The sequence below is a fragment of the Curtobacterium sp. MCLR17_044 genome, assembly GCF_003234435.1.
Taxonomy (GTDB): Bacteria; Actinomycetota; Actinomycetes; order Actinomycetales; family Microbacteriaceae; genus Curtobacterium; species Curtobacterium flaccumfaciens.
Genome location: NZ_QKTC01000009.1, coordinates 35,702 through 58,891, shown reverse-complemented (window position 1 = coordinate 58,891; position 23,190 = coordinate 35,702). Strand labels below are relative to the sequence as shown.

The window sequence follows — 23,190 nt, the reverse complement described above, 5'->3', positions numbered from 1 at the left end:
GAACTTTCGACCAGGGACGCCCGGAAGCACCAGGGACGCCCGGAAGAGCCGGGCGCGCGCACGAGGATCAGAACTCGGCGGGGCGCCGCACGTCGGTCAGGCCTGCGGTGGCGAAGCCGCCGCGGATGAGCGGCACGGCGCGGCGCACGGCCTGGTCGATGCGGAGCTCCAGGTCGACGCTCGCGATGTCGTAGCCACCCTCGCGCTTGGTGAAGTCGCGCTCGTTGCCGAACACCCCGAGCGGCAGGGTCGTGGACTGGAAGAACCCGAACAGCGGGCGCATCTGGTGCTCGACGAGCAGGGCGTGCCGATCGCTGCCGCCGGTGGCGGTCAGGAGCACCGGGGTGTCGACGAGGTCGTACTGGCCGACCCAGTCGAAGAAGAGCTTGAAGGCGCCGGAGTAGGCCGCCCGGAAGGCCGGGCTGCCCACGACGAGCACGTCCGCGGCCTCCACCGTCTCGAGGGCCCGGCGGGTGCGGTCGGACATCGTCTCGCGACCCGACGCCGCTCCGAGGTCGGCCAGCAGCGGGCCGATCTCGATCGTCTCGGTCCGAGCGCCGTCGATCTCCTCGGCCAACCGGGCCACCGTCGCCGCGACCAGGGTCGAGGTCCGCGAGGGGTCCGATGGGCTGCCACTGACGCCGACGACCAGTTCTCCGCTCATGCGGTCGATGCTCACACGCTGCCGGGGCGGGCGGCACGTTCGTGACGACATGTGTCGGGTGCCAGTCGGTCGGGGTAGCCTCCGCGCCATGCAGACCTTCCTGCCGTACGCCGACTTCCGGGCATCCGCCGAGGTCCTCGACGACCGGCGGCTCGGCAAGCAGCGGGTCGAGACCCTGCAGTTGATGCGCGCACTGACGCTCCCCGACTACGGCTGGCAGCACCACCCGGTGACGGCGATGTGGCGTGGCTACCGTCCGGCGCTGATGGCGTACCAGGAGGCAACGTGCCACGTCTGGGCCGAGCGCGGGTACGCCGACACGTGTCTCGAGAAGACCCTGCTCGACCTGGGCCGCGTGCCGGAGGAACTGGCGGCGTACGAGCGCGGCGACGTGCCGGTCCCGCCGTGGAACGACGACGAGGCCCTGCACGTCTCGCACCGCTCGAAGCTCGTGCAGAAGGCGCCGGAGCACTACCGGGAGCTGTTCCCGGACGTGCCGGACGACCTGGACTACGTCTGGCCGGGGACACCCGAACCGGCGACGCACAGCGCCTGACCGTCAGGCGACCGCCCGGCGGTCAGGCGACGGGGATCCAGCGACCGCCCTCGCGCCGGGTGACGACGTCGGAGCGGATCTCGACCACGTCCCGCAGCCCGTCGACTGCGGCGTCGCGGACGGCCGCGGCGGCACGGTCGTCCTCGGCCTCGAAGCGCACGACCGCACACGGGACACCACGGAGCAGCCGGACGTCCTCGGCCTCGACCACGGCGTGTTCGCGCACGAGGGCGGCCGCGGCGGGCAGGACGGCGTCCGGGGCGGTGCCGGGTGCGAGGGCACCGATCGCCAGGGTCGCGCGGTACGAGGGCATGCGACGACGCTACCGGGGAACCGGATCCCGCCGTGGGCTGCAGGGGAACCGACGCCGCTCAGGGGTGCGGACGTCGACCCACGGCGGGATCGCGGTGTACGGCGGGACACGACGACAGGGGGAACGTCGCGCCCCGCGCCGGACGTCGATCAGGGGGTCGACATCCGGTCTAGGTCCACCGCGCGGCTCGGTTCAGGGGAACCGCACGGTGGTGGACCTCAAGGGTGTTCGGTGTCCTCTCGGTACCGGTCCGTCTCGGTCGGTGCGGGCATCGACCGGTGGGCGGCGGCTGGCCGGACCATCGGGAGCAGGGCACTCCCGGCGGTCGCGAGCGCTCCGACCACGGCGATGATCCCGAGCGGGGCCGTGCCGAGGTCGTGCTGCGCTGCCAGGGCGAGCGCGACGAGGGTGGCCGGCGCCGGCAGGAGCTGCACCGCTCGGAAGCGGTCGTCCCGTCGTGTCCGGGTCATCATCGCGTTTGCCATGACGACACTCTGACGCAGATCGGTTGTCCGCAGAAGGGGGGACACGTACCCAGAGATGGAGTAGAACGTCTAGTACACCTCAGCCGAGGGCACGGACGGTTGCCACAGCCTCGGCCACGGCCCCGACGACGACCGGGACGTCGTCGGCCGTCAGGACCGCGTCGAACGTCAGGCGGAGCGCGGTGCGCGCCACGTCCTCGGGGATCCCGAGCGCCGTGAGCACGTGGGAGGCCTCGGTGCTGCCCGCGGCACAGGCACTGCCCGACGACGACACCACGTCGCGCTGCTCGAGCTCGAGCAGGACGGTCTCGCCGTTGACGCCCGGGAAGCAGAACGACGCGTGCCCGGGCAGCCGGTGCTCCCGCGACCCGGTGACGAACGCTCCGGGGACCGCGGCGAGCACGCCGTCGAGCACCGCTTCGCGGACGGTGGTCGCCGTGCCCTCCCCCGACCGCACCGTCTCCGCCGCCAGCCCGAGGGCGGTCGCCACCGCCACGGCACCGGCCACGTCCTCGGTACCGGACCGCCGCCCCCGTTCCTGTCCCCCGCCGTGCAGCAGCGGCTCGAGCGGGACGCCGGCGCGCACGGCGAGCACGCCGGTGCCCTTCGGGGCGCCGAGCTTGTGCCCGGACAACGACAGCGCGTCGACGCCCAGGACCCCGAGACCGATCGGCAGCCAGGGCGCGGACTGCACGGCGTCGGTGTGGAACCGCGCCCCGACCTGATGCGCCACCGCCGCGAGCGCGGGGACGTCCTGCACGGTGCCGATCTCGTTGTCGGCGTGCGCGATCGAGACGAGCGTGGTGTCCGGGCGGAGGGCCGCGCGCAGCACCGCCGGGTCCACGCGGCCGTCCGGCCCGACGGGCAGCACGGTGACGTCGAAGTCGTGGAAGCGGGCGAGGTACGCGCAGCTCTCCAGCACCGCCTCGTGCTCGATGGCGCTCGTGACGACGTGCCGACCGCGGGGCGCGGCGAGGGCGATCCCCTTGATCGCGGTGTTCGCCCCCTCGGTGCCGCCGGTGGTGAAGACGACCTCGGCGGGCCGGCACCCGAGCACCCCGGCGACGGTGGCCCGTGCGGCGGTGAGTCCCCGCGCGGCCTCGTCCCCGACCCCGTGCGTCGACGAGGGGTTGCCGAACACCCCCGTCAGGTACGGCCACATCGCCTCGAGCACCTCGCGGCGGACCGGGGTGGTGGCGGCGCGGTCCAGGTAGAACACGGTCAGTCCCGCACGGGCACCGCGACGTGCTCGGGCACCGCGACGTCGATGTCGAGCCCGAGGTCGAGCGCCCGCGCCGAATGGGTCAGCGCCCCGACCGAGATGACGTCGACGCCGGTCGCCGCGATCGCCGCGACGGTGTCGAGCGACACGCCTCCCGAGGCCTCGACGAGGGCGCGTCCGGCGACGATGCCGACCCCGGCCACGAGTTCGTCCGGGGTGAAGTTGTCGAGCATGATCGTGTCGACCCCGGCCGCGACGACGGGTTCGATCTGGTCGATCCGGTCCACCTCGACCTCGACGTGCACGGTGTGCCCGAGCCGCTGGCGGGCCTGGGCGATCGCGTCGCCGATTCCGATCCCGCCGGCCAGGAGCACCGCCAGGTGGTTGTCCTTGGCGAGCACGGCGTCGGAGAGCGAGGTGCGGTGGTTGTGTCCGCCACCGCACCGGACGGCGTACCGCTCGAGTACACGGAGGCCGGGCGTCGTCTTCCGGGTGTCGACGATCCGCGCCGAGGTGCCCGCGGCGGCAGCGACGTGCGCCGCGGTGGTCGTCGCGATGCCCGACATCCGCTGCACCAGGTTGAGGGCGACCCGTTCGGCCCGGAGCACGGCCCGCGCCGACCCGGTCACGGTCGCGAGGACGTCACCCGCGACGAAGTGCGTCCCGTCGGCGACGTGCACGACGGCGTGGATCGACGGGTCGACGGCGTGCATCACGGCGACGAACACCGCCCCGCCGCTCAGCACGCCGGGCTCGCGCGCGCCGAGGGTCGCGGTCGCGGTCGCCTCGGCGGGGATGAGGGTCTCGCTGGTGACGTCGCCCCAGGGTGCGTCCTCCTCGAGCGCGGTCTCGATCACGCGACGGAGCGCGTGCGGCGGGATGGTGCCGGGGTCGGTGGTCATGCGGGTACCTCCTGCGGGACGGCTGCGGAGCCGTCGGCGCGTTCGTCCGTGTGCTCGTCGGGGTGTGCGTCGGTGGGGTCGGCGACCCAGGCGTACGAGGCCGGGGCGGTGGGGTCGGTGTCGGGGTGGTCGGTGCGGGCGTGCGCCCCGCGGGACTCGGTGCGGGCCTCGGCGGCGAGCGCGACGAGTCGCGCCAGGTCGAGCAGCGCACGGTCCTCGTGCTCGCGCACGCCGCCGCCGGTCGGCGCGGTCAGCGCGTCGAGGTCGCGGCGCGCGCTGGCCAGCCCGACGGCGTCACGGAGCAGCCCGACGCGGTCCGTCATGACGGACTGGACCGCCTGCCGGACGGCACCGATGTCGTCGAGGTGGGTCGCGCCTCCAGGCGGGGTCGGACGGGAGGAACGGATCGCGTCGGCCGCTCGGGGCACGCTGGTGACGTGGAGACCGGCGTCCCCGCGCAGGCGGAGCAGGCCGGGTCGCGGTGCGGCGACCGCGTCCGCTGCGCGGACCGCGAAGACGAGTCCCTCGAGCAGCGAGTTCGAGGCGAGCCGGTTGGCGCCGTGGACCCCGGTGCAGGCGGCTTCTCCGACGGCGAGGAGTCCGGGCAGGCTGGTGCGGCCCTCGGCGTCGGTGGCGATGCCGCCCATCGAATAGTGCGCGGCCGGTGCGACCGGGACGCCTTCGCGGGTCCAGTCGAACCCGGCGGCGCGGGTGGCCCGGGTGAGTCCGGGGAACCGCGTGACCAGGAACCCGGCGTCGAGGCCGGTGGCGTCGAGGATCACGGGTGCGCCGCCCTGGTCGCGCACCGCGGCGGCGATCCCCCGGGCGACGACGTCACGCGGGGCGAGCTCGGCGTCCGGGTGCACGTCGGTCATGAAGCGGTGCCCGGCGGCGTCGCGGAGGACGGCGCCCTCACCGCGGACGGCTTCGGACACCAGTCCGCCACCGGGGACGGCCAGCCGTGTCGGGTGGAACTGGACGAACTCCAGGTCGGCGAGGACGGCGCCGGCGCGCCAGGCGGCGGCGACCCCGTCGCCCGTCGCGACCAGGGGGTTCGTCGTCTCGCGGTACAGGTGTCCGGCTCCCCCGGACGCGATGACGACGGCGTCGGCGTCGAGCCGGCGGGGTTCGCCGAGCAGGTCGAGGACGTCGACGCCGACGACCACGCCGCCGCGGACGACCAGGTCGGTCAGGCTCGTGCGCTCCAGGATCGTGACGTGCCGTCGGTGCAGTGCCGCGATGAGGGTGCGTTCGATCGCGGCTCCGGTCGCGTCACCGTCGGCGTGCACGACGCGCCACCGGCCGTGCGCGGCTTCTCGCCCGCGGGCGAGGTCGTCGCCGTACCGGTCGAGGGTCGCCGGGTCCGACGACCGGTCGAAGGGCACCCCGAGGGCGAGCAGGTCGCGGACGCGGGCCGGCCCGTCGGTGCACAGGACCTCGACGGCCCGGGCGTCGGCGCTGCCCGCCGCCGCGACGTGGGTGTCGGCCTGGTGCAGCGCCGCGGAGTCGTCGGCACCGAGCGCCACCGCGATGCCGCCCTGGGCGTACGCGGTGGCGCTGTCGGCGAGCGCCCCCTTCGTCACCAGGGTGACGTCGTGCAGGGCACTGGCGCGGATCGCTGCGGTCAGCCCGGCGATGCCGGAGCCGACGATGACGACGTGCACGGTGGTCTCCCTCGTTCGCTCGGGTCCGCGTCTCAGCCGCGCGGCTTGGCCGCGAGCATGCGCTCGAGCGCGACCTTGGCGTCGGCCTGCACGTCGGCGGGGACGACGATCTCGTTGAGGACCTCGCCGCGGACGAGTGCCTCGAGCACCCAGGCGAGGTAGCCCGGGTGGATCCGGTACATCGTCGAGCAGGGGCAGACGACCGGGTCGAGGCAGAAGATCGTGTGCTGCGGGTACTCGGCGGCGAGCCGGTTCACCATGTTGATCTCGGTGCCGATCGCGAACGTCGTCGGCTCGGTGGCCGCGGCGACGGTCTTCCGGATCAGGTCGGTGCTGCCGGCGTGGTCGGCGGCGTCGACGACGGCCATCGGGCACTCCGGGTGCACGATGACCTGCACGCCCGGGTGCTCGCGGCGGGCCTGGTCGATCTGCTCGACGGTGAAGCGGCGGTGCACCGAGCAGAAGCCGTGCCAGAGGATGACCTTCGCCGCTTCGAGGTCGCTCGTCTCGTTGCCGCCGAGGGGCTTCCGGGGGTTCCACATCGGCATCAGGTCGGTGCTGATGCCCATCGCCTTCGCGGTGTTGCGGCCGAGGTGCTGGTCGGGGAAGAACAGGACGCGCTGCCCACGCTCGAAAGCCCACTCGAGCACGGTCGCGGCGTTCGACGAGGTGCAGACGATGCCGCCGTTCCGACCGCAGAAGGCCTTGAGGTCGGCGGCGGAGTTCATGTAGGTGACCGGGATCACGGGGACGCGGCCGTCGGCGTCGGGCTCGGTGCCGTACACCGCGGTCAGCTCCGCCCACGCGGCCTCGACGCTGTCGATGTCGGCCATGTCGGCCATCGAGCAGCCGGCGGCCAGGTTCGGCAGGATCACGCGCTGGTCGTCGCGCGCCAGGATGTCGGCGGTCTCGGCCATGAAGTGCACGCCGCAGAACACGATCGCCTCGGCGTCGGGCTTCGTCAGGGCGGCGTTCGCGAGCTGGAACGAGTCGCCGAGGAAGTCCGCGTGCCGGACGACCTCGTCGCGCTGGTAGAAGTGCCCGAGGACGACGACCCGGTCGCCGAGGGTGGCCTTCGCCCGCTCGATGCGCTCGTGGAGCTCGTCGGTCGGGGTCGTCTTGTACTCGTCGGGCAGGACGCCCTGGCGCGGGGCGCTCGTCGGGATGACGTCGGACATCGACGACCCCGGGCCGTACCCGGGGCGGGAGTCGAAGTCCCACGTCGGCATCGCGAGGTCGGGCGTGCAGGTGCTGCCGCCGGCCTTGCCGTTGGAGATGAGTTCGATCGTCGTGGCGATGGACACGGGGCTTCCTATCGGTTCCGCTGCTGGTGCTGATCGGCCCCGGTCTGCAGCGGGCCGTTGTCCGCGTAGGCCAGGTCGGGGTTCGAGCGGTACAGCCGGGCCGGACGGTGCCGGCCCCCGCTCGTGGTCTCGTCGGTCGGCAGGACCGCGTCGGTCTTCTCGACCTGCCGACGGAAGTTCGCGGGGTCGAGTGCTCGGCCGAGCACCGCCTCGTACACGCCGCGGAGTTCGGCGAGGGTGAAGCGGTCACCGAGGAACGCCTGCGCGATCCGCGAGTACGACATCTTGTTGCGCAGCCGCCACAGGGCGTACTCGACGATGCGGTCGTGGTCGAAGGCGAGCGGCGGGTGCTCGTCGGCCAGGAACCACCTGACGTTCCAGTCATCGGGCACGACGTTCGCCTCGTCCGGGTGCACGAGTGCCCAGTACACGATCGACACCACGCGGCTCGGGGAGCGTCCGACGTCACCGAACGCGTAGAGCTGCTCGAGGTACCGCGGCTGGACGTTCGTCGTCTCGCGCAGTCGGGCGGCCGCGGAGTCCTCGAGGCCCTCGTCGTCGCCGACCCAGCCGCCGGGGAGCGCCCAGGAACCCTCGAACGGTTCGGCGACGCGACGGACGAGCGGCATCCACAGCGCCGGGGCCCCGGTGTCGGGGTGCGGGCGCAGTGCGACGATCACGGTGGAGACCGCGACGCGGATGCCTGCTTCGTTCATGGTGGAGATAGTGTCAATCTGACTCGAAGTGTTCGGGTTGGGATGACACTATCACTGCCGACGCGGTGCGCTCGTCACGAGCCGGAAACAGATCGTCACGGGGCCGAAAACTCCCGGGAGGCCGCCGCGGTTAGCGTGGAGGACATGACGACGGTGACGAGGGTGCATGCCGTGGTGTCGGGGACGGTCCAGGGGGTCGGCTTCCGGTACTGGACCGCTCGGAAGGCCGACGGGCTCGACCTCGTCGGCTACGCGAGGAACCTCTGGGACGGCACGGTGGAGGTCGAGGCAGAGGGACCCTCGGTCGCTGTGGACTCGTTGGTCGAGTGCCTGCGCACCGGGCCGCCGTCAGCGACCGTGACCGACGTCACCCTGCGGTCGGTCGTGCCGCACGGGGACGCCGACGGGTTCGCGATCCTGCACTGAGCGGACGTGCATGGGAGCGGTGCCGGCGCCCGGCGTGCTCGGCACCGATCGTTCACCTGCGTATGTCGGAGCGAAGCGGAATAATCGCATCCACTCAGGGAGTTGGCCTGTCTGCGCGTCCTGCGCCACACCCGTTCCACCCGTCGTGACCCACCAGGAGCACCCGCATGACCCAGGCCGTCGATTCCGCCCCCCGCACGGGAAGCGTCTCGCAGCCGTCCGCTGCCGAGACCCGACTCGTGATCGGGCTGCTGCTCGTCTCCGCGTTCGTCGTCATCCTCAACGAGACCATCATGGGCGTGGCCCTGCCCCGGCTCATGGACGACCTGGACATCAGCGCCGCGACCGGCCAGTGGCTGACCACCGGCTTCCTGCTCACCATGGCGGTCGTCATTCCGATCACCGGGTTCCTGCTGCAGCGCTTCAACACCCGACCGGTGTTCGTCTGGGCGATGGGCCTGTTCTCGGTCGGCACGCTGATCGCCCTGCTCGCGCCGGGCTTCACCGTCCTGCTCGTCGGCCGCATCGTGCAGGCCAGCGGCACCGCGATCATGATGCCGCTGCTGATGACGACGGTCCTGACCCTCGTCGACCCCGCGCACCGTGGCCGCATCATGGGCAACATCTCGATCGTCATCTCGGTCGCTCCGGCCATCGGCCCGACGATCTCCGGCCTGATCCTCAACGCGTTCTCGTGGCGCTGGCTGTTCGGCTTCGTGCTGCCCATCGCGATCGCGGCGCTCATCCTCGGCATGGTCAAGGTGCAGAACGTCTCGACGCCGCGCAAGGCACCGATCGACGTCGTCTCGGTCATCCTCTCCGCCTTCGCGTTCGGCGGCATCGTCTACGGCCTGTCCAGCATCGGTGAAGCCGGCACGACCGGTCCGCTCGTCCCGGTGACCGCCCTGGTCGTCGGTGCCGTGGCCCTCGCGGTGTTCATCGTCCGGCAGACGCGCCTGCAGCGCACCGACAGCGCCCTGCTCGACCTGCGCACCTTCCGCACCCGTGGCTTCACGGTGCCGATCGTCGCGATGGGCCTGAGCTTCATGGCGATGTTCGGCACGCTCATCCTGCTGCCGATCTACCTGGAGCGCGTGCTCGGCCTCGAGGTCCTGCAGGTCGGCCTGCTGCTGCTCCCCGGTGGGCTGCTGATGGGCCTGCTCTCCCCCATCGTCGGCCGCATCTACGACCGCCGTGGCCCGCGCGTGCTGCTCATCCCCGGATCGATCATCGTCAGCGCCGTGCTCTGGGCGCTCTCCACCGTGGGCGTCGACACCAGCGTGTGGTTCGTCCTCGGTGCGCACGTGGTGCTGAGCATCGGCCTGGCCCTGACCTTCACGCCGCTGTTCACCGCGGCGCTCGGCGGGCTGCCCCCGAAGCTGTACTCGCACGGCAGCGCGGTGCTCGGCACGGCGCAGCAGCTCGCCGGTGCGGCGGGCACGGCCCTGTTCGTCACGCTGCTGACGATCGGTGCGGCCACCGCCGTCGAGGGCTCCGGTGCCCGTGGGGTACAGGTGGCCACCGCGTCGGGCGTCGGCACCGCCTTCATGGTCGGCGCGATCATCTCGCTGTTCGGCATCCTGGCGTCGGTGTTCGTCCGCCGGCCCGAGGTGCCCGAGGGCGCGCCGACGCCCCCGCCCGTCCACTGACCGACGAGCCTCGCGCACCGACCGACGAGCCGGGCCGGACACCGAACCCGTGACGGGACCGGCGCCCGGCCCGCGCCCGTCTCCGGACCGCGTGGCAGGGTGGGCGCCATGCGGTCGACGACGAGCGAGCTCAACTGGTCCGGCACGGTCACGTACACGGCCGAACGGGTCGTCCGCCCGTCGTCGATCGACGAGGCCGCCCAGGTCGTGGCCGACGCCGATCGGGTGCACGGCCTCGGCACCCGGCACTCGTTCAACGACGTCGCCGACACCGCGGGCACCCTGCTCGACCTGACCGGCATCCCCACCGACCTGGTGGTCGACGCCGAGCACCGCACCGTCACGCTCGGGGCCGGCACCCGCTACGGCGACGTGGCGGCCGACATCGACCGTGCGGGGTTCGCCCTGCACAACACGGGGTCCCTGCCGCACATCTCGGTCGGGGGTGCGGTCGCGACGGGCACCCACGGTTCCGGCACGGCACTGGGCTCGCTCGCCACCGCGGTGCGCGCGTTCGAGGTGCTCGGTCCGGACGGCTCCGCCCGGACGATCGACCGGACGGACCCCGCGTTCGACGGTGCCGTGCTGCACCTCGGACTGCTCGGCATCGTGACCCGGGTGACCCTCGACGTCGAACCGTCCTACCGGATGCGTCAGGACGTCTACGGCGCGATCCCCTGGGACACCTTCACGGCGAACGTCGCTGCCGTGCACGCCGCCGCGTACTCGGTGTGCGCCTACACCGTGTTCGCCGATGCGATCACCGAGGTCCTGGTGAAGTCGCGCGTCCCCGAGGGCGCCGAGGACGTGCCGGTCCCGGAGACCCTGGCCGGCGCACGGCGCCTGCCCGGCACCCCCGGCGACGACCACCGGACCGCGCGCGACGGCTCGGTCGGCCCGTGGTGGGACCGCCTGCCGCACTTCCCGATCGGGTCCGTCCCGAGCCACGGGTCCGAGGTGCAGAGCGAGCACTTCGTCCCGCTCCGGCACGCGGCGGCCGCCCTCGACGCGCTCCGGGGGCTCGCCGACCGGATCCAGCCGCACCTGCACGTCTGCGAACTCCGGACGATGGCCGCGGACGACCTCTGGCTCAGCCCGACCCAGGGCGAGGACGTCCTCTGCATCGCGTTCACCTGGAAGAAGCACCCGGCAGAGGTCGCCGCGCTCCTGCCCGACCTGGAGTCCCGGCTCGCGGCCTTCGACGGCCGACCGCACTGGGGCAAGATGAGCTCGCTCGACCACGCGGCGATCGCCGGGCTGTACCCGCGGCTGGCGGACTTCCGCGACCTCGTCGCCCGGACCGACCCGGAGCGGACGTTCGCATCCGCGTTCGGCGAGCGGGTGCTCGGGACCTGACCCGGGCCTCCAGGCCGTGCCCCGCTAGTCGGTCGTGAACGCGAGCGGCGTGATCGTCCGCGTCTCGCCGTCCCAGTGGCGCACGCCGCCGACGTCGAGCATCTCCGGCAGCGGCACGGCGCGCAGCGCAGCGACGGCGCGCGGAAGGTCCTCGTCGCGCACCCGACGGGCCAGCGTGACGTGCGGCGACCAGTGCCCGGGCACCGACGTCTCGACGCCGCCGGGGGCGACCGCGTGCACCTCGCCGTGGAAGGTCGTGAGCGCCGCGTCGAGGACCACCGCGCGCACGAGCACCGACCGACCGGCACCCGCGGGGAAGAGCAGCAGCCCGCCGAGCCGGATCGCGGTCGGGACCGACGTCCGGAACCCGGCCGGCACGGGCAGCGTGTCCCCGGCGGCCAGGGTGACGTGCGGGGCGTTCGACGGCGACGGGTGCCGACCGAGGCTCGGCAGGTCGGCGTCGATCAGGGCCTGCCAGGCGGACCGCACGGCGGCGTCCGACTCCGGGCCGAGGACGAGTTCGATGCTGCGCACGATCCGAGTCAACCAAGTCGTGTCGGGACGCGTGCTCCGACGCAGGCGGCACGGATCGAGGGCTGCGTAACACGACGGAACGGAACTCGCACCGGGGGTGGACCGCACGTCACACTCGTCTCCACGCCGCGGACCACCGCGGCTCCCCCACACGCACTGCCCACGAGGAGCACCAGCATGTCCGCAGCCCCCGCACTGCCCGAGAAGCCGAAGGGCAAGCGCCCGATCGGCTGGATCGTCGCGGCCGCGATCGTCGTCGTGGCGATCGTCGTCGCCGTCGTCGTCGGAGCCCTCCGCTCCGGGAGCAACGACGCCGGTGCCGCCGGTGACGCCGCCCCGAAGACCGTCACGATCGGTGTCTCGGACAAGTCGCTCGGCTACTGGAACACGTACACGAAGCTCGCGAAGGACAAGCTCAACGTCACCGTCAAGCTGACGAACTTCTCGGACTACTCGCTGCCGAACCCCGCCCTCAAGGACGGCCAGCTGGACATCAACCAGTTCCAGCACATCCAGTACCTGGCGGACTACAACGTCACCTCGAACGACGACCTGCAGCCGATCGGCTCGACCGCCGTGTACCCACTGCCGCTCTACGCGACGAAGTACGACAAGCCGTCCGAGCTGCCCGCGAACGCGAAGGTCGCGATCCCGAACGACTCGATCAACCAGGCCCGTGCGCTCCTGATCCTGCAGGCGGCCGACCTGATCACCCTGAAGGACGGCGGCTCGGCGTTCTCCACCGCCGACGACATCGAGACGAAGAAGGTCGACGTCCAGCCCCTCGACGCCTCGCAGACCGCGAACGCGCTGCAGCAGGGCTCCGTCGCCGCCGCCGTCGTGAACAACAACTTCGCCACCGCCGCCGGTCTGCCGATCTCGGACGCGATCTACCAGGACGACCCCTCGAGCGCGAGCGCCGCCCCGTACGTGAACGTCTTCGCCGTCCGCGACGAGGACAAGGGCAACAAGACCTACCTCGACCTCGCGGAGCTGTTCCAGGACGACGCCGTGCAGAAGGCCTTCGCGAAGGACCTGCCCGAGGCCGTCGCCCGCGACGAGAGCGCCTCGAAGCTGCAGGACGAGCTCGCCCAGGTCGAGCAGGACGCGAAGGCGGCCAAGCAGTAGTGCCGGTCCTCGTCGAACTCCGCGGCGTCTCGAAGCACTACCGCCGCGCCGACACCGGCGAGACCGTGGTGGCCGTCGAGGACGTCTCCCTGGACGTGCACCAGGGAGAGGTCCTCGGCGTCATCGGGTACTCCGGTGCCGGCAAGTCCACCCTGGTCCGCCTGGTCAACGCGCTGGAGCTGCCGAGCTCCGGCACGGTGACCGTCGCGGGCCGCGAACTGACGGCGATCCCCGAGCGGGACCGCCGTCTGGCGCGTCGCAACATCGGGATGATCTTCCAGCAGTTCAACCTGTTCCGGTCCCGCACGATCGCCGGCAACGTCGCGTACCCGCTCAAGGTCGCCGGCGTGCCGAAGGCCGAGCGGAACCGTCGCGTCGCCGAGCTGCTCGACTTCGTGGGCCTGCTCGAGCGCGCCCACGCCTACCCGGAGCAGCTGTCCGGCGGCCAGAAGCAGCGCGTCGGCATCGCCCGCGCCCTCGCCGCGTCGCCCGACCTGCTGCTCGCCGACGAGGCGACCAGCGCTCTCGACCCGGAGACCACCTCCGAGGTGCTCGCGTTGCTCCGCCGGGTCAACCGGGAGCTCGGCGTCACCATCATCGTCATCACGCACGAGATGGACGCCGTCCGGCAGATCGCCGACCGGGTCGCCGTGATGGAACAGGGTCGGGTCGTCGAGGTCGGCGACGTCTACGACGTGTTCTCGACCCCGAAGACCGGCGCCGCGCAGCGCTTCGTCCGCACCGCGCTGCACGACCGGCCCTCCCCCGAGACGCTCCGGCGCCTGCGGGACCGCCACCCGGGTCGGCTCGTCACGGTGCAGATCACCGACGAGGCCGGGCTGCAGAACCGCATCGACGCAGCCTTCCGCACCGCCGGGGTCACCGCCGAGCTCGTCTACGGCGGGGTCGGCGAGATCCGGGAGCGTCGGATCGGGTCGCTCACCTACGAACTGAGCGCGCCCGGCGCCGAGCCCGGCGCCATCGACGCCGCGATCGCCGCACTCCGCGCCGACGGCGTCACGACCGACGAGGAGGCCGCCGCGTGAACAACAACTCGTTCCAGAGCGTGATCGACACGTTCGACGTCTTCCTCGCCGCCATCCGCGACACCATCGTGATGTCGCTGATCTCGCTGGTCATCGCCGGGGTCATCGGCCTCGCGCTCGGCCTGCTGCTCTACGCGACCCGGCCGGGCAACGTCCTCGGCAACCGCACCGCGTACACGGTGCTCAACGTGTTCGTGAACCTGATCCGCCCGATCCCGTTCGTGATCTTCCTCGCCGCGATCGCGCCGCTGTCGCGGGTCGTCGTGCAGACCACGATCGGTGTCCCCGCGGTGACCTTCGCGATCTCGTTGGCCGCGGCCTTCGCGGTGTCCCGGATCGTCGAGCAGAACCTGCTGTCGGTCGACCCGGGCGTCGTCGAGGCGGCTCGGGCCTCGGGTGCGCACCCGGTCTCGATCCTGCTGACCGTGCTCATCCCCGAGGGTCTCGGCCCCCTGATCCTCGGCTACACGTTCATCTACATCGGCATCGTCGACATGACGGCGCAGGGTGCGCTGATCGGTGGTGGCGGGCTCGGCGAGTACGCGATCACCTACGGCTCGCAGCGCTACGACTGGTGGGTGGTCTACGTCTCGGTGGCGGCGATCGTCGTCATCGTGCAGCTCGGCCAGTTCATCGGCAACCGCTTGGCGCGGGCGACGCTGCGTCGCTGACGCGGGCGGGTTCCGAGGGCAACCGCCTGGAGGCCCGGTGCCGGTCCACGAGACCGGCACCGGGCCTCCGGTGCGTCGCCGCCCGGACGGACGCGCCCAGCGTCGTGCGCCGAGCGGTCACGACTCCCCGCGCATCTGCCGAGGTCGCACGAACCGTCGTTTACCGGGCCCGCAACCGACAGTTCCCGACCACTCGGCGGCACGCACGCGGCATGTCGTGCAACCTCGGCACGGGCTGCCGAGCGGTCACGACTCCCCGCTCACCTCCGCCGAGGTCGCACGAACCGCCGCCCGACGCCCCCGCAACCAACGGTTCGCGACCACTCGGCGATGCGCACGCGGCATGTCGTGCAACCTCGGCACGCGCCGCCGACGCGCCCGAAGGCCCCCTGCCGAGCGGTCACAACTCCCCGCTCACCTCTGCCGAGGTCGCACGAACCGTCGTTTACCGGGCCCGCAACCGACAGTTCGGGACCACTCGGGGCCGCGCACACGGCACGTCGTGCGACCTCGGCACGCGCCGCCGACGCGCCCGAAGGCCCCCTGTCGAGCGGTCACGACTCCCCGCTCACCTCCGCCGAGGTCGCACGAACCGTCGCCCGACGCCCCCGCAACCGACAGTTTGCGACCACTCGGCGGCACGCACGCGGCACGTCGTGCGACCTGGGCGGCCGACACGAGCGGCCGCCGACGCGGGTCAGGCGGCGGGAGCCTCGACGGTGGTGACGGCGCCGGTCTCGCCGGGGTGCTCGTAGTGGGCACGGACCAGGATCGGGCGGTGGTCGGAGATGCCGGCCGGCAGGGTCTCGACGCCGGCGATGTGCAGGCCGACACTCGTCGCGAAGTCGAAGTGGCCGGTGAACTTGCGGTAGCGCAGGTACGTCGGCTGGTCGGACAGCGACAGCGCGAACCCGCCCTGCTCGATCTTGCGGCGCAGGTTCGTCTGGAACCACGGGTAGTTGAAGTCGCCGACCATGACCGCGGGGACGTCCTTCGCCAGCTCACGCAGGAACTGGTGCGCCGCCTCGATCTGCTTACGGCGCAGGGAGTTCGTCGCGGTCAGGGGCGAGGCATGGAACGACGCGACGACGACCTCGGCGTCGGCTTCGGTGTCGCGCAGGTGCATCGCGATGAGCCGTTCGTGCGCGGGTGCGAGGACCCGATCGTGCAGCGACTTCTGCAGCGAGTGGATGCTGAAGTCCTGCACCTCGAAGCGGTCGTCGCGCTTGTAGATCGCGAGCCCGAGCCGGTTGGTGCGGGTCGACGCGGCGAGCGAGAGGCCACCGATCGAGGGAGCGAGGTCGTTGCTGTCGCACTCCTGCACGCACAGGACGTCGGCGTCGGACGCCTCGGCCAGTGCGGCGAGCTCGCTGTTCGCGGTGTGCTCGCGGAGGTTGTAACTGACGACACGGAGCTGCGTGGGCTGCACGGTCTGCTCTGATGCGATCGTGCTCTGCTGCTCTGGCGCGGCCATGCTGCCTTCCTGTCCGGGTGTTCCGGTCACCCTGCCGCGGTCACCGTACTCGGGTACCGCGGACGGTTGCTGAGACTGTAACGCCTGCCGGGTTTCGTCCGTGTGACCGTGACGGAAACGGACAGCGGCGGGATCAGGCGCGGACACGGCGGACCGGGCGGACGGTGTCGCCCGCTGTGCGACTCATCAGGATGCCCTCGATGCAGGCGATCACGAGCAGGGCGGCGATGACCCAGAACGCGGCTGCGTACGGCCCGTCACCACCCAGCCCGGAGGCCGCGCGGATGACCACGGCGGCGACGGCGACACCGAAGCCCGCGGCGGTCTGCTGCAGCGTCGACGACAGCGTGTTCGCGGGGGTCATGTCGGCCTGCTCGACGTCGGCGAAGGCGATGGTGTTGTACGCCGTGAAGCCCACGGAGCGGGCGGCACCGCTGACGACGAGCAGCACGGCGAGCAGCCAGAACGGGGTGTCCTCGGTCATGAACGCCATCGCGACCACGGTCAGCGCGGCGACGGCCGACGACACGATGATCACCGGGCGGTAGCCGAACCAACGGAGGAACGGCGTCGTCATCGGCTTGATGCCGAGGTTGCCGACGAACACCCACAGCACGGCGGACCCGGCGAGCACGGCGCTCCAACCCCAGGCGTCCTGGAACAGCAGCGGGAGCACGAACGGCACCGCGGACACCGCCAGGCGGAACAGGCCGCCGCCGGCGTGCGACACCCGGAAGGTCTCGAGCCGGAACGCGTCGAGCCCCATGATCGGGTGCGGAGCCCGGCGGAAGTGCCGGATCGCGAGCCAGCAGCAGACCGCGCCGAGGATGCCGGAGACGACGACCGCGGTGACCGGCACGACGTCCAGCGCGAGCAACGACGCCATGACCACGAGCGAGCCGAGCCCGACGCAGGCGAGCAGCGACCCGAACCAGTCGAACGGCACCCGCTGCGCCGCACGCTCCTGTGGCACGAGCACCAGGGCGGCGACGAAGGCGATGACGCCGAGCGGGATGTTGATGAGGAAGATCCAGTGCCACGACAGCGTCTCGACGAGGACCCCGCCGATGAACGGCGCGATGATCGGTGCGGCGAGGGCCGGCCAGGTCAGGATGGCGATGGCGGTGACGAGTTGTTCGCGCCCGGCGCTCCGGAGGACGACGAGCCGGCCGACGGGCACCATGAGCGCTCCACCGAGCCCCTGCAGGATGCGCCACAGCGTCAGCTCGACCAGCCCCGTGGACAGCGCGCACAGGGCGGACGCGATCGTGAACAGCGCGATGGCCCCGGCGAAGACGGTCCGCGAACCGATCCGGTCGGTGAGCCAGCCGGACACCGGGATGAACACCGCGAGGGTCACGAGGTACGCGGTGATCGTGACGCCCACCGCGGCGGAGTCAACCCCGAGGTCACGCCCCATGGCCGGGGCGGCGGTCGCCAGGATCGTGCCGTCCAGGAGCTCCATGAAGAAGGTCCCGGCCACCAGCACGGCGACCGCCGTGCTGCCCGTCCGTCGTCTGGGTGTCGTCGCCGTCGTCGTCATCGCCCACCGAGACTATGCCCGCGGACGTCCGCGCTGTCACGGACGGGCCGCCCACCGGACGGGACACCGGACGGGACACCGGGCGCGGCACCGACCACCCGCCGGACGCCGCACCCGCCACCCACCGGACGCGACGCAGCGCACACGACGCGGGACGGGCCTCCAGGCGCAGTTCCGGGCGATCCTCACGCTCGGGCCGACTAGCCTGTCCGGGTGCCGACCCGACCACACGAACGCCGAGGAACTCGCGCGTGAGCCGCACCGACAGTGCCGGCGTGGTCGCCGCGGGCACGGCCAGCGGTCGACGACGTGTCCTGGACACCGTTGCCTCGCTGCCGGCGTGGGCGGCGGTCCTGCTCGTCTGGACGGGCGGCCGGGTCCTGTCGACCCTGTGGCTTGCACTCGCGTACCCGCTCATCGGTCGTGCGCTCCCGGGCAACGCGATCTGGGGCAACGAGCACGGCTTCGGTGCCTTCCTGGTGGCCTGGGACGGGCAGTACTACGAGCAGATCTCGCTGCACGGGTACCCGGACGCGCTGCCGCTGGACGCCGCCGGCAACGTCGCGCAGAACGCCTGGGCCTTCCTACCGGCGTTCCCCTTCACGATCCGGGCGCTGACCGCCTCGACCGGGGTGCCGTTCGAACTCGGTGCCCCGCTCGTCGCGATCGTCGCCGGGCTGCTCGCCACCTACCTGCTGCACCGCCTGGTGCGGGACCGCGCCGGGCACGCCGCCGCGATGTGGGCGGTCTTCTTCTTCAGCTGCGGTCCGCTGTCGTTCCTGCTGCAGGTCGGGTACGCGGAGAGCATGTTCCTCGCGCTGTCGTTCGGGGCGCTGCTCGCGCTGGAGCGTCGGCGCTACGGGCTCCTGACGGCACTCGGCGTCGCCGCGGCCTTCACACGCCCCGGTGCCCTGGCGATCCCGCTCGTGCTCGGCGTCGTCGCACTCGTGCGGTGGGTCCGTGCACGGCGCGAGACCGGCCGGGTGTTCGAGGGCTTCCCACTCCGCGAGCAGGTCCGGGTCGTCGCCGCGGGGCTGACCATGGTCCTCGCGGGGCTCGCCTGGCCAGTGATCGCCTCGCACGCGACCGGAACGCCGAACGCCTACCTGGAGACCGAGATGTCCTGGTGGGTGAACTTCATCGGCCGGGTGGACTTCGTCCCGCTGACGCCGTGGTTCCTCATCGCGGGTCGCTGGCTCGGCGTGGGCGGGATCCTGATCGTGGTGTTCCTGCTCGTCACGTACCCGATCTGGCTGCTCCGCCGGTCGACGCTGCGGCTCGGGCCCACGACGGTGCTGTACTCAGCCGCGTACGCGCTGTACATCTTCGCGGTGTCGCTGCCGATGGCCTCGACCCCGCGGCTGCTCATGCCGCTCGCGCCGCTGTTCGGGTCGCCCGAGCTGGTCGCGAAGCCCTGGATGCGGTGGACCTTCGTGACGGCCGCGTTGGCCGGGCAGCCGGTGCTGGTCGCGGTGCTGTGGCTGCTCGGCCCTCCGTGAGCGGCTGAGGCGCAGGCACCGCACACGACGCACAAGCACCGTGAGCCGCGCCCCCGACGCGGCACGACGCCGCCGTCCGGACAGGACGACGACGTCGCGCGCTACGCGTCAGGCGTCGCGCCTCAGAGCTCGACCGTGCCGTGGTCGCCGGTGTCCGGCTGGCTCTGCTTACCGAGCGCCGCCTTGAACATCTGCACCAGGCTGCCGACCGGCCCGGTGTCCTGGGTCCAGTACTCGACCGAGACCCCCTCGACCGTGAGCAGCCGGATCGACGGGTCCTGACGGCCCTCGGGGAACCAGGCCTCGGCGAACGGGGACCACAGCTCGTCGACGACCGAGTCGTCCTGGGTCACGGTCGCGGTCCCGGCGATGGAGAGGTACCCGCCCTGCGACTCGATCGAGACGTTGACGTGCGGGTTCCGCGCGATGTCCTCGACCTTCTCGCTGCCGTCCTGCACCAGGAACCGCAGGGTCCCGTGGAACGTCTTGTCCTGCACCGCGAGGGGCCTGGCGTGCAGGTTCCCGTCCTCGCTCACCGTGGTGAGCAGTGCCGTGTGGGCGCCGTGGACGATGTCCGAGATGGCGGCGCGCTGGTCCGTCTGTGTGTCGGTCATGGTGCTCCTTTGCGTCATGCGCCCCGCTCCTGCCGACGTGCGACCGTCGGTGCACGGGGCCGTACCGTTCCGACCAGTGTGCCCCTCCAGCGCTGGACGCGTCAGCCCGGCGCGTCGACGCGGTCCGGTCGCGGTCGGCCTGGAGGCCCGGTGCACGCCCGCCACGCCGCCCCCGCCCGGCGCGCGCCGGCCTCCGAGCCGTGCATGCGTGTGCAGGAAGCGACACCACACGCGTCGATCGACAGGTGGAACGTCGTTGCATGCACACGCACCGGATGCGTGTGCATCGAGCGACCGGACACGAGTCGATCGACGCGCGGATCGTCGGAACATGCGCACGAACGGAACCGGCGGGCGGCACCGTGGGCGGGCCAGCCGGCGTCAGGCGGGTTCGCGGATCGTGGTCTCGACGTCGACGACCTGCGGGATCTTCGGCATCGAGGCGAAGCCGAACGCCACGGGCGGGTCGAGCGGCGCCAGGTCCCCGAGGGGCTCCCCCGCCCAGGTCCCCCGCACGCCGGTGACGTCGTGTGCCCCGGTCACGCCGTAGTACTCGCGCCGGCCGTTGCCCGCCGAGCCCGCGGTACCGGACCCGGGCGCGAGCAGCCGTGCCACGGGGTCGATCGCGGCGAGCCAGCGCGGGTCGCGGGCGATCGGCTTCGGGACGATGCGCAGGATCCGGCCGAGCGGCGAGATCCCGCCGACGTCGATCGAGGCCTGCAGCGCCCCGGCGGACAGTTCGAGCCCGCGCGCGGTGCGGCGGGCGCGGACGTCGACGACCGAGACCGTGTCGAAGCGGTAGGTGCCGGAGACGTACGCGGCGACGATCTCGTCGGGTGCGAGCAGCACGCTGGTGCCGTCGGGGAGCTCGAGGAACACGTCCGTGAACGGCCCGAACGGCGACCGGTCCCACATCCCGACGACGATCCGGACGCCCGAGGTGGTGCCGACGCCCATGATCCGGCCGCGGAACCGGCGTTCGACGGCGGAGCCTGCGGCGTGACCAGCAGCGGGACCGGAGGCGTGGTCGGGGCGTGACGACATGCCCTGGACCGTACCCGCGGCCCCCGTGAGCCGATCTCGGCGGCCGCCCCGGGCCTCCCGGCCGTCAACCGCGCGCCGCACGGACCGGAACCTGAACGCAAACACCGGTGTCCACGCTCCGAACACCCGCGAAGGGGGGTGCGGAGCGCGAACACCGGTGTTTTGCGGGCCGAACCGGACCGGACCCGGACGGGCCCGCGACCGTCAGGCGACGGGGACGGGCTGCGCCAGCAGCTCGCGCACGCGGGGCGCGACCTCGGTGCCGTAGAGCTCGATCGAGCGCATCATGTCGGCGTGCGGCAGGCGACCCGTGGCGTACCGCATGTCGAAGCGCGAGGCGCCGAGGATCCGCATGTTGCGCGCGACCTTCCGGGCGACGGTCTCCGGGGAGCCGACGTAGAGCGAACCGCCGGCCGACAGGCTCGCGCGGTACCCGGCGACGTCGAGGGGCGGCCAGCCGCGCTCCCGGCCGAGCTGGTCGGTGACGGCCTTGTGGTACGGCCAGTAGCGCTCGGCGGCCTCTTCGTCGGTGGCGGCCACGAAGCCCGGCGAGTGCATCGCGATGGGCTGCTGCGGCAGGTCGAGCTGCGCGAGGGCCTGGCGGTACAGGCGCGAGAACGGGGCGAACTGGGCCGGCTGCCCGCCGATGATGGCGAGGAACAGCGGCAGGCCGTACGACGCGGCACGGATGACCGACTGCGGGGAGCCGCCGACGCCGATCCACGTCGGGATGGCGCCGTGCTCGAGCTTGGGGAAGACGTCCTGGTCGACCAGGCCCGCACGCTTCGTGCCGGACCAGGTGACGGCGTCGCCGCCGCGCAGGGCCGACCAGAGCTGGAGCTTCTCCTCGAACAGGACCTCGTAGTCGCTCAGCTCGTAGCCGAACAGGGGGAACGACTCGGTGAAGGAGCCACGCCCCAGGATGACCTCGGCGCGGCCGCTCGACAGGGCGTCGACGGTGGCGAAGCGCTCGTACACGCGAACGGGGTCGTCGGAGGACAACACCGTGACCGCGGAGCCCATCCGGATGCGCTCGGTGCTGGCGGCGATCGCGGCGAGGACGACCTCGGGGGCGCTCACGACGAAGTCGGCCCGGTGGTGCTCCCCGACGCCGATGAAGTCGACGCCGACCTGGTCGGCGAGGACGGCCTGGTCGACCACGTCGCGGATGCTCTGCGCGTCGGACTGCAGGCTGCCGTCGGCGCGCTCGGTGACGTCACCGAAGGTGTCGAGGCCGAGCTGCAGCGGTCCGATCCGGTCGGGTGCGGGCGGCGGGACGTCCGAGGGACGGTCGGTGCCGAATGCGTTGCTCATGGTGTCCTCCTGGTCGCACTTTCATGCGTTTGCATAAACATAGCACGGCGGCGGCGCGCGCGCACCGGGCCCGGACCGGGGTCGACCAGCCCGCACGAGTACGGTCACCCGCATGCCGAACCTCCCCGACCAGACCGGACGCCGCATCGTCGTCACCGGGTCCAACAGCGGCACCGGACAGGAGGCCGCCCTGCGCCTCGCCGGAGCCGGCGCCAGTGTCGTGCTCGCCGTCCGCAGCACCGAGAAGGGCGAGACCGCCGCCGCCGGCATCCGCGCCGCCCACCCCGCAGCCGACGTGGAGGTCCGCGAACTCGACCTCGCCGACCTGGCGAGCGTCCGCCGCTTCGCCAGCGGCATCGTCGACGAGGAACGTCCGATCGACGTCCTGGTCAACAACGCCGGTGTGATGGCCCCGCCGGAGCGCTTCGAGACCGTCGACGGCTTCGAGCTGCAGTTCGGCACGAACTTCCTCGGCCCGTTCGCCCTGACGAACCTGCTGCTGCCGTCGCTGCTGCGCGCGCGCACGCCCCTCGCCGACGGCCCCCTGGCCGAGGCACCCCGGGTCGTCACGATGTCGAGCCTCGCCGCGATCCCCGGTCGGATCCGCTTCGCCGACCTGCAGTGGGAGCGCGGCTACAACGGCTGGCGCGCCTACGCGCAGTCGAAGCTCGCCGACCTGCTGCTCGCGCTGCACCTGCACCGCCTGACCGTCGAGGCCGACGTGCCACTGGTCAGCACCGCCGCCCACCCCGGCTACACCCGGACGAACCTGCAGGCCGCGGGACGCTCGCTCGGTCGGTCGAAGCCGGTGCGGTCGAGCAACCGGGCCCTGCCGTTCACCCAGGCCGTCGAGCAGGGCACCGAGCCGCTGCTGTACGCGGCGGTCGGGCCGAACGCCGTGGGCGGCGCGTACTACGGTCCCTCGGGTCCGTTCGGCATGACCGGTCCGACCACCACCGTGTCGATCCCCGGGTCCGCGCGGAGTGCCGACCTCGCCCGCTCGCTCTGGGCCGTCGCCGAGGACCTCACCGGGACGCGCCCGCCGCTCTAGCCGAGACACCGGCGT

At 72.3% G+C, this 23,190-nt stretch carries 23 protein-coding genes; 9 read left to right on the top strand and 14 right to left on the bottom strand.

Annotated features, from left to right (window positions below; all coding sequences use genetic code 11):
• Positions 1-67 precede the first annotated feature (67 nt).
• Positions 68-664, bottom strand: coding sequence for an NAD(P)H-dependent oxidoreductase (locus DEJ04_RS07940; RefSeq protein ID WP_027466300.1), 597 nt, complete (start codon positions 662-664; stop codon positions 68-70).
• Between the two features lie 88 nt (positions 665-752).
• Here DEJ04_RS07940 and DEJ04_RS07935 point away from each other — a divergent pair, with 88 nt between their 5' ends.
• Positions 753-1,220 carry an MSMEG_6728 family protein gene (locus DEJ04_RS07935; protein ID WP_111046763.1) on the top strand — a complete coding sequence of 156 codons (468 nt, stop codon included), beginning with the start codon at positions 753-755 and terminating at the stop codon, positions 1,218-1,220.
• A 22-nt stretch (positions 1,221-1,242) separates the two neighbouring features.
• Here the strand turns inward: DEJ04_RS07935 and DEJ04_RS07930 are convergent, their stop codons facing one another.
• The 7 genes from DEJ04_RS07930 to DEJ04_RS07900 form a co-directional block, all read right to left on the bottom strand.
• Positions 1,243-1,533, bottom strand: coding sequence for a hypothetical protein (locus tag DEJ04_RS07930; protein ID WP_110863438.1), 291 nt, complete (start codon positions 1,531-1,533; stop codon positions 1,243-1,245).
• Between the two features lie 218 nt (positions 1,534-1,751).
• Positions 1,752-2,018 (bottom strand): hypothetical protein, encoded by a 267-nt coding sequence (locus DEJ04_RS07925; RefSeq protein ID WP_111233264.1) that lies wholly within the window; start codon positions 2,016-2,018, stop codon positions 1,752-1,754.
• Between the two features lie 79 nt (positions 2,019-2,097).
• Entirely contained in the window at positions 2,098-3,237 is a 1,140-nt protein-coding gene (locus DEJ04_RS07920) for a cysteine desulfurase family protein (RefSeq protein ID WP_111046762.1), read from the bottom strand.
• Positions 3,238-3,239: 2 nt separating this feature from the next.
• Positions 3,240-4,142 (bottom strand): carboxylating nicotinate-nucleotide diphosphorylase, encoded by a 903-nt coding sequence (gene nadC / locus DEJ04_RS07915; protein WP_111046761.1) that lies wholly within the window; start codon positions 4,140-4,142, stop codon positions 3,240-3,242.
• On the bottom strand, positions 4,139-5,806 hold the full coding sequence (nadB, locus tag DEJ04_RS07910; RefSeq protein WP_111046760.1) for an L-aspartate oxidase: 1,668 nt from the start codon (positions 5,804-5,806) through the stop codon (positions 4,139-4,141). The genes nadC and nadB overlap by 4 nt, the downstream gene beginning before the upstream one ends.
• Before the next feature lie 32 nt (positions 5,807-5,838).
• Positions 5,839-7,110, bottom strand: coding sequence for a quinolinate synthase NadA (nadA, locus tag DEJ04_RS07905; RefSeq protein ID WP_111046759.1), 1,272 nt, complete (start codon positions 7,108-7,110; stop codon positions 5,839-5,841).
• 8 nt (positions 7,111-7,118) lie between these two features.
• On the bottom strand, positions 7,119-7,826 hold the full coding sequence (locus tag DEJ04_RS07900; RefSeq protein WP_111046758.1) for an NUDIX domain-containing protein: 708 nt from the start codon (positions 7,824-7,826) through the stop codon (positions 7,119-7,121).
• Between the two features lie 144 nt (positions 7,827-7,970).
• On the opposite strand from DEJ04_RS07900, the gene DEJ04_RS07895 reads away from it, so the two are divergent.
• The 3 genes from DEJ04_RS07895 to DEJ04_RS07885 all read left to right on the top strand — a co-directional run bounded on the left by DEJ04_RS07895 (position 7,971) and on the right by DEJ04_RS07885 (position 11,257).
• Complete coding sequence (locus tag DEJ04_RS07895; RefSeq protein ID WP_035808828.1) at positions 7,971-8,252, top strand: acylphosphatase; 282 nt, start codon at positions 7,971-7,973, stop codon at positions 8,250-8,252.
• Positions 8,253-8,419: 167 nt separating this feature from the next.
• The gene (locus DEJ04_RS07890) at positions 8,420-9,901 is read left to right on the top strand and encodes an MDR family MFS transporter (protein WP_110863444.1); all 1,482 of its coding nucleotides are present in this window, start codon (positions 8,420-8,422) and stop codon (positions 9,899-9,901) included.
• Between the two features lie 108 nt (positions 9,902-10,009).
• Positions 10,010-11,257 (top strand): D-arabinono-1,4-lactone oxidase, encoded by a 1,248-nt coding sequence (locus DEJ04_RS07885; RefSeq protein WP_111046757.1) that lies wholly within the window; start codon positions 10,010-10,012, stop codon positions 11,255-11,257.
• Between the two features lie 24 nt (positions 11,258-11,281).
• On the opposite strand, the gene DEJ04_RS07880 is transcribed toward DEJ04_RS07885, so the two are convergent.
• Positions 11,282-11,791 (bottom strand): 2'-5' RNA ligase family protein, encoded by a 510-nt coding sequence (locus tag DEJ04_RS07880; RefSeq protein ID WP_111046756.1) that lies wholly within the window; start codon positions 11,789-11,791, stop codon positions 11,282-11,284.
• Between the two features lie 177 nt (positions 11,792-11,968).
• On the opposite strand from DEJ04_RS07880, the gene DEJ04_RS07875 reads away from it, so the two are divergent.
• Genes DEJ04_RS07875 through DEJ04_RS07865 form a run of 3 tightly spaced genes read left to right on the top strand, consistent with a single transcriptional unit; the run spans position 11,969 to position 14,636 of the window.
• Positions 11,969-12,919 (top strand): MetQ/NlpA family ABC transporter substrate-binding protein, encoded by a 951-nt coding sequence (locus DEJ04_RS07875; protein WP_111046755.1) that lies wholly within the window; start codon positions 11,969-11,971, stop codon positions 12,917-12,919.
• Positions 12,919-13,965: a methionine ABC transporter ATP-binding protein gene (locus DEJ04_RS07870; RefSeq protein WP_111046754.1), complete on the top strand. Its 1,047-nt coding sequence runs from the start codon at positions 12,919-12,921 to the stop codon at positions 13,963-13,965. The genes DEJ04_RS07875 and DEJ04_RS07870 overlap by 1 nt, the downstream gene beginning before the upstream one ends.
• Positions 13,962-14,636, top strand: a complete 675-nt coding sequence (locus tag DEJ04_RS07865) for a methionine ABC transporter permease (protein ID WP_017888525.1) — start codon at positions 13,962-13,964, stop codon at positions 14,634-14,636. Before DEJ04_RS07870 ends, DEJ04_RS07865 begins: the two co-directional genes overlap by 4 nt.
• Before the next feature lie 697 nt (positions 14,637-15,333).
• Here DEJ04_RS07865 and DEJ04_RS07860 read toward each other — a convergent pair.
• Both DEJ04_RS07860 and DEJ04_RS07855 read right to left on the bottom strand, forming a co-directional pair.
• The gene (locus tag DEJ04_RS07860) at positions 15,334-16,110 is read right to left on the bottom strand and encodes an endonuclease/exonuclease/phosphatase family protein (RefSeq protein ID WP_071405095.1); all 777 of its coding nucleotides are present in this window, start codon (positions 16,108-16,110) and stop codon (positions 15,334-15,336) included.
• 133 nt (positions 16,111-16,243) lie between these two features.
• A complete protein-coding gene (locus DEJ04_RS07855) occupies positions 16,244-17,653 on the bottom strand; it encodes an MFS transporter (RefSeq protein WP_111046753.1) in 1,410 nt (469 codons plus the stop codon).
• Positions 17,654-17,904: 251 nt separating this feature from the next.
• Here DEJ04_RS07855 and DEJ04_RS07850 point away from each other — a divergent pair, with 251 nt between their 5' ends.
• Positions 17,905-19,152 (top strand): hypothetical protein, encoded by a 1,248-nt coding sequence (locus tag DEJ04_RS07850; RefSeq protein WP_111038148.1) that lies wholly within the window; start codon positions 17,905-17,907, stop codon positions 19,150-19,152.
• Positions 19,153-19,274: 122 nt separating this feature from the next.
• On the opposite strand, the gene DEJ04_RS18380 is transcribed toward DEJ04_RS07850, so the two are convergent.
• The 3 genes from DEJ04_RS18380 to DEJ04_RS07835 form a co-directional block, all read right to left on the bottom strand.
• Positions 19,275-19,766, bottom strand: a complete 492-nt coding sequence (locus DEJ04_RS18380) for a pyridoxamine 5'-phosphate oxidase family protein (RefSeq protein WP_071405093.1) — start codon at positions 19,764-19,766, stop codon at positions 19,275-19,277.
• Positions 19,767-20,147: 381 nt separating this feature from the next.
• Positions 20,148-20,810: a hypothetical protein gene (locus tag DEJ04_RS07840; protein ID WP_111046751.1), complete on the bottom strand. Its 663-nt coding sequence runs from the start codon at positions 20,808-20,810 to the stop codon at positions 20,148-20,150.
• A gap of 204 nt (positions 20,811-21,014) precedes the next feature.
• Positions 21,015-22,124 (bottom strand): LLM class flavin-dependent oxidoreductase, encoded by a 1,110-nt coding sequence (locus tag DEJ04_RS07835; protein WP_258371337.1) that lies wholly within the window; start codon positions 22,122-22,124, stop codon positions 21,015-21,017.
• Positions 22,125-22,236: 112 nt separating this feature from the next.
• Here DEJ04_RS07835 and DEJ04_RS07830 point away from each other — a divergent pair, with 112 nt between their 5' ends.
• Positions 22,237-23,175, top strand: coding sequence for an SDR family oxidoreductase (locus tag DEJ04_RS07830; protein WP_027466280.1), 939 nt, complete (start codon positions 22,237-22,239; stop codon positions 23,173-23,175).
• The last annotated feature ends 15 nt before the right edge of the window (positions 23,176-23,190 follow it).

Excerpts from the sequence above, each read along its gene's own strand:
- DEJ04_RS07900 (WP_111046758.1), bottom strand. The coding sequence starts at position 7,826 with ATGAACGAAGCAGGCATCCGCGTCGCGGTCTCCACCGTGATCGTCGCA.
- DEJ04_RS07835 (WP_258371337.1), bottom strand. The coding sequence starts at position 22,124 with ATGAGCAACGCATTCGGCACCGACCGTCCCTCGGACGTCCCGCCGCCC.
- DEJ04_RS07925 (WP_111233264.1), bottom strand. The coding sequence starts at position 2,018 with ATGGCAAACGCGATGATGACCCGGACACGACGGGACGACCGCTTCCGA.
- nadC (WP_111046761.1), bottom strand. The coding sequence starts at position 4,142 with ATGACCACCGACCCCGGCACCATCCCGCCGCACGCGCTCCGTCGCGTG.
- DEJ04_RS07935 (WP_111046763.1), top strand. The coding sequence starts at position 753 with ATGCAGACCTTCCTGCCGTACGCCGACTTCCGGGCATCCGCCGAGGTC.
- DEJ04_RS07855 (WP_111046753.1), bottom strand. The coding sequence starts at position 17,653 with ATGACGACGACGGCGACGACACCCAGACGACGGACGGGCAGCACGGCG.
- DEJ04_RS07895 (WP_035808828.1), top strand. The coding sequence starts at position 7,971 with ATGACGACGGTGACGAGGGTGCATGCCGTGGTGTCGGGGACGGTCCAG.
- DEJ04_RS07890 (WP_110863444.1), top strand. The coding sequence starts at position 8,420 with ATGACCCAGGCCGTCGATTCCGCCCCCCGCACGGGAAGCGTCTCGCAG.
- DEJ04_RS07875 (WP_111046755.1), top strand. The coding sequence starts at position 11,969 with ATGTCCGCAGCCCCCGCACTGCCCGAGAAGCCGAAGGGCAAGCGCCCG.
- DEJ04_RS07930 (WP_110863438.1), bottom strand. The coding sequence starts at position 1,533 with ATGCCCTCGTACCGCGCGACCCTGGCGATCGGTGCCCTCGCACCCGGC.
- DEJ04_RS07885 (WP_111046757.1), top strand. The coding sequence starts at position 10,010 with ATGCGGTCGACGACGAGCGAGCTCAACTGGTCCGGCACGGTCACGTAC.
- DEJ04_RS07830 (WP_027466280.1), top strand. The coding sequence starts at position 22,237 with ATGCCGAACCTCCCCGACCAGACCGGACGCCGCATCGTCGTCACCGGG.
- DEJ04_RS18380 (WP_071405093.1), bottom strand. The coding sequence starts at position 19,766 with ATGACCGACACACAGACGGACCAGCGCGCCGCCATCTCGGACATCGTC.
- DEJ04_RS07840 (WP_111046751.1), bottom strand. The coding sequence starts at position 20,810 with ATGTCGTCACGCCCCGACCACGCCTCCGGTCCCGCTGCTGGTCACGCC.
- DEJ04_RS07940 (WP_027466300.1), bottom strand. The coding sequence starts at position 664 with ATGAGCGGAGAACTGGTCGTCGGCGTCAGTGGCAGCCCATCGGACCCC.
- DEJ04_RS07860 (WP_071405095.1), bottom strand. The coding sequence starts at position 16,110 with ATGGCCGCGCCAGAGCAGCAGAGCACGATCGCATCAGAGCAGACCGTG.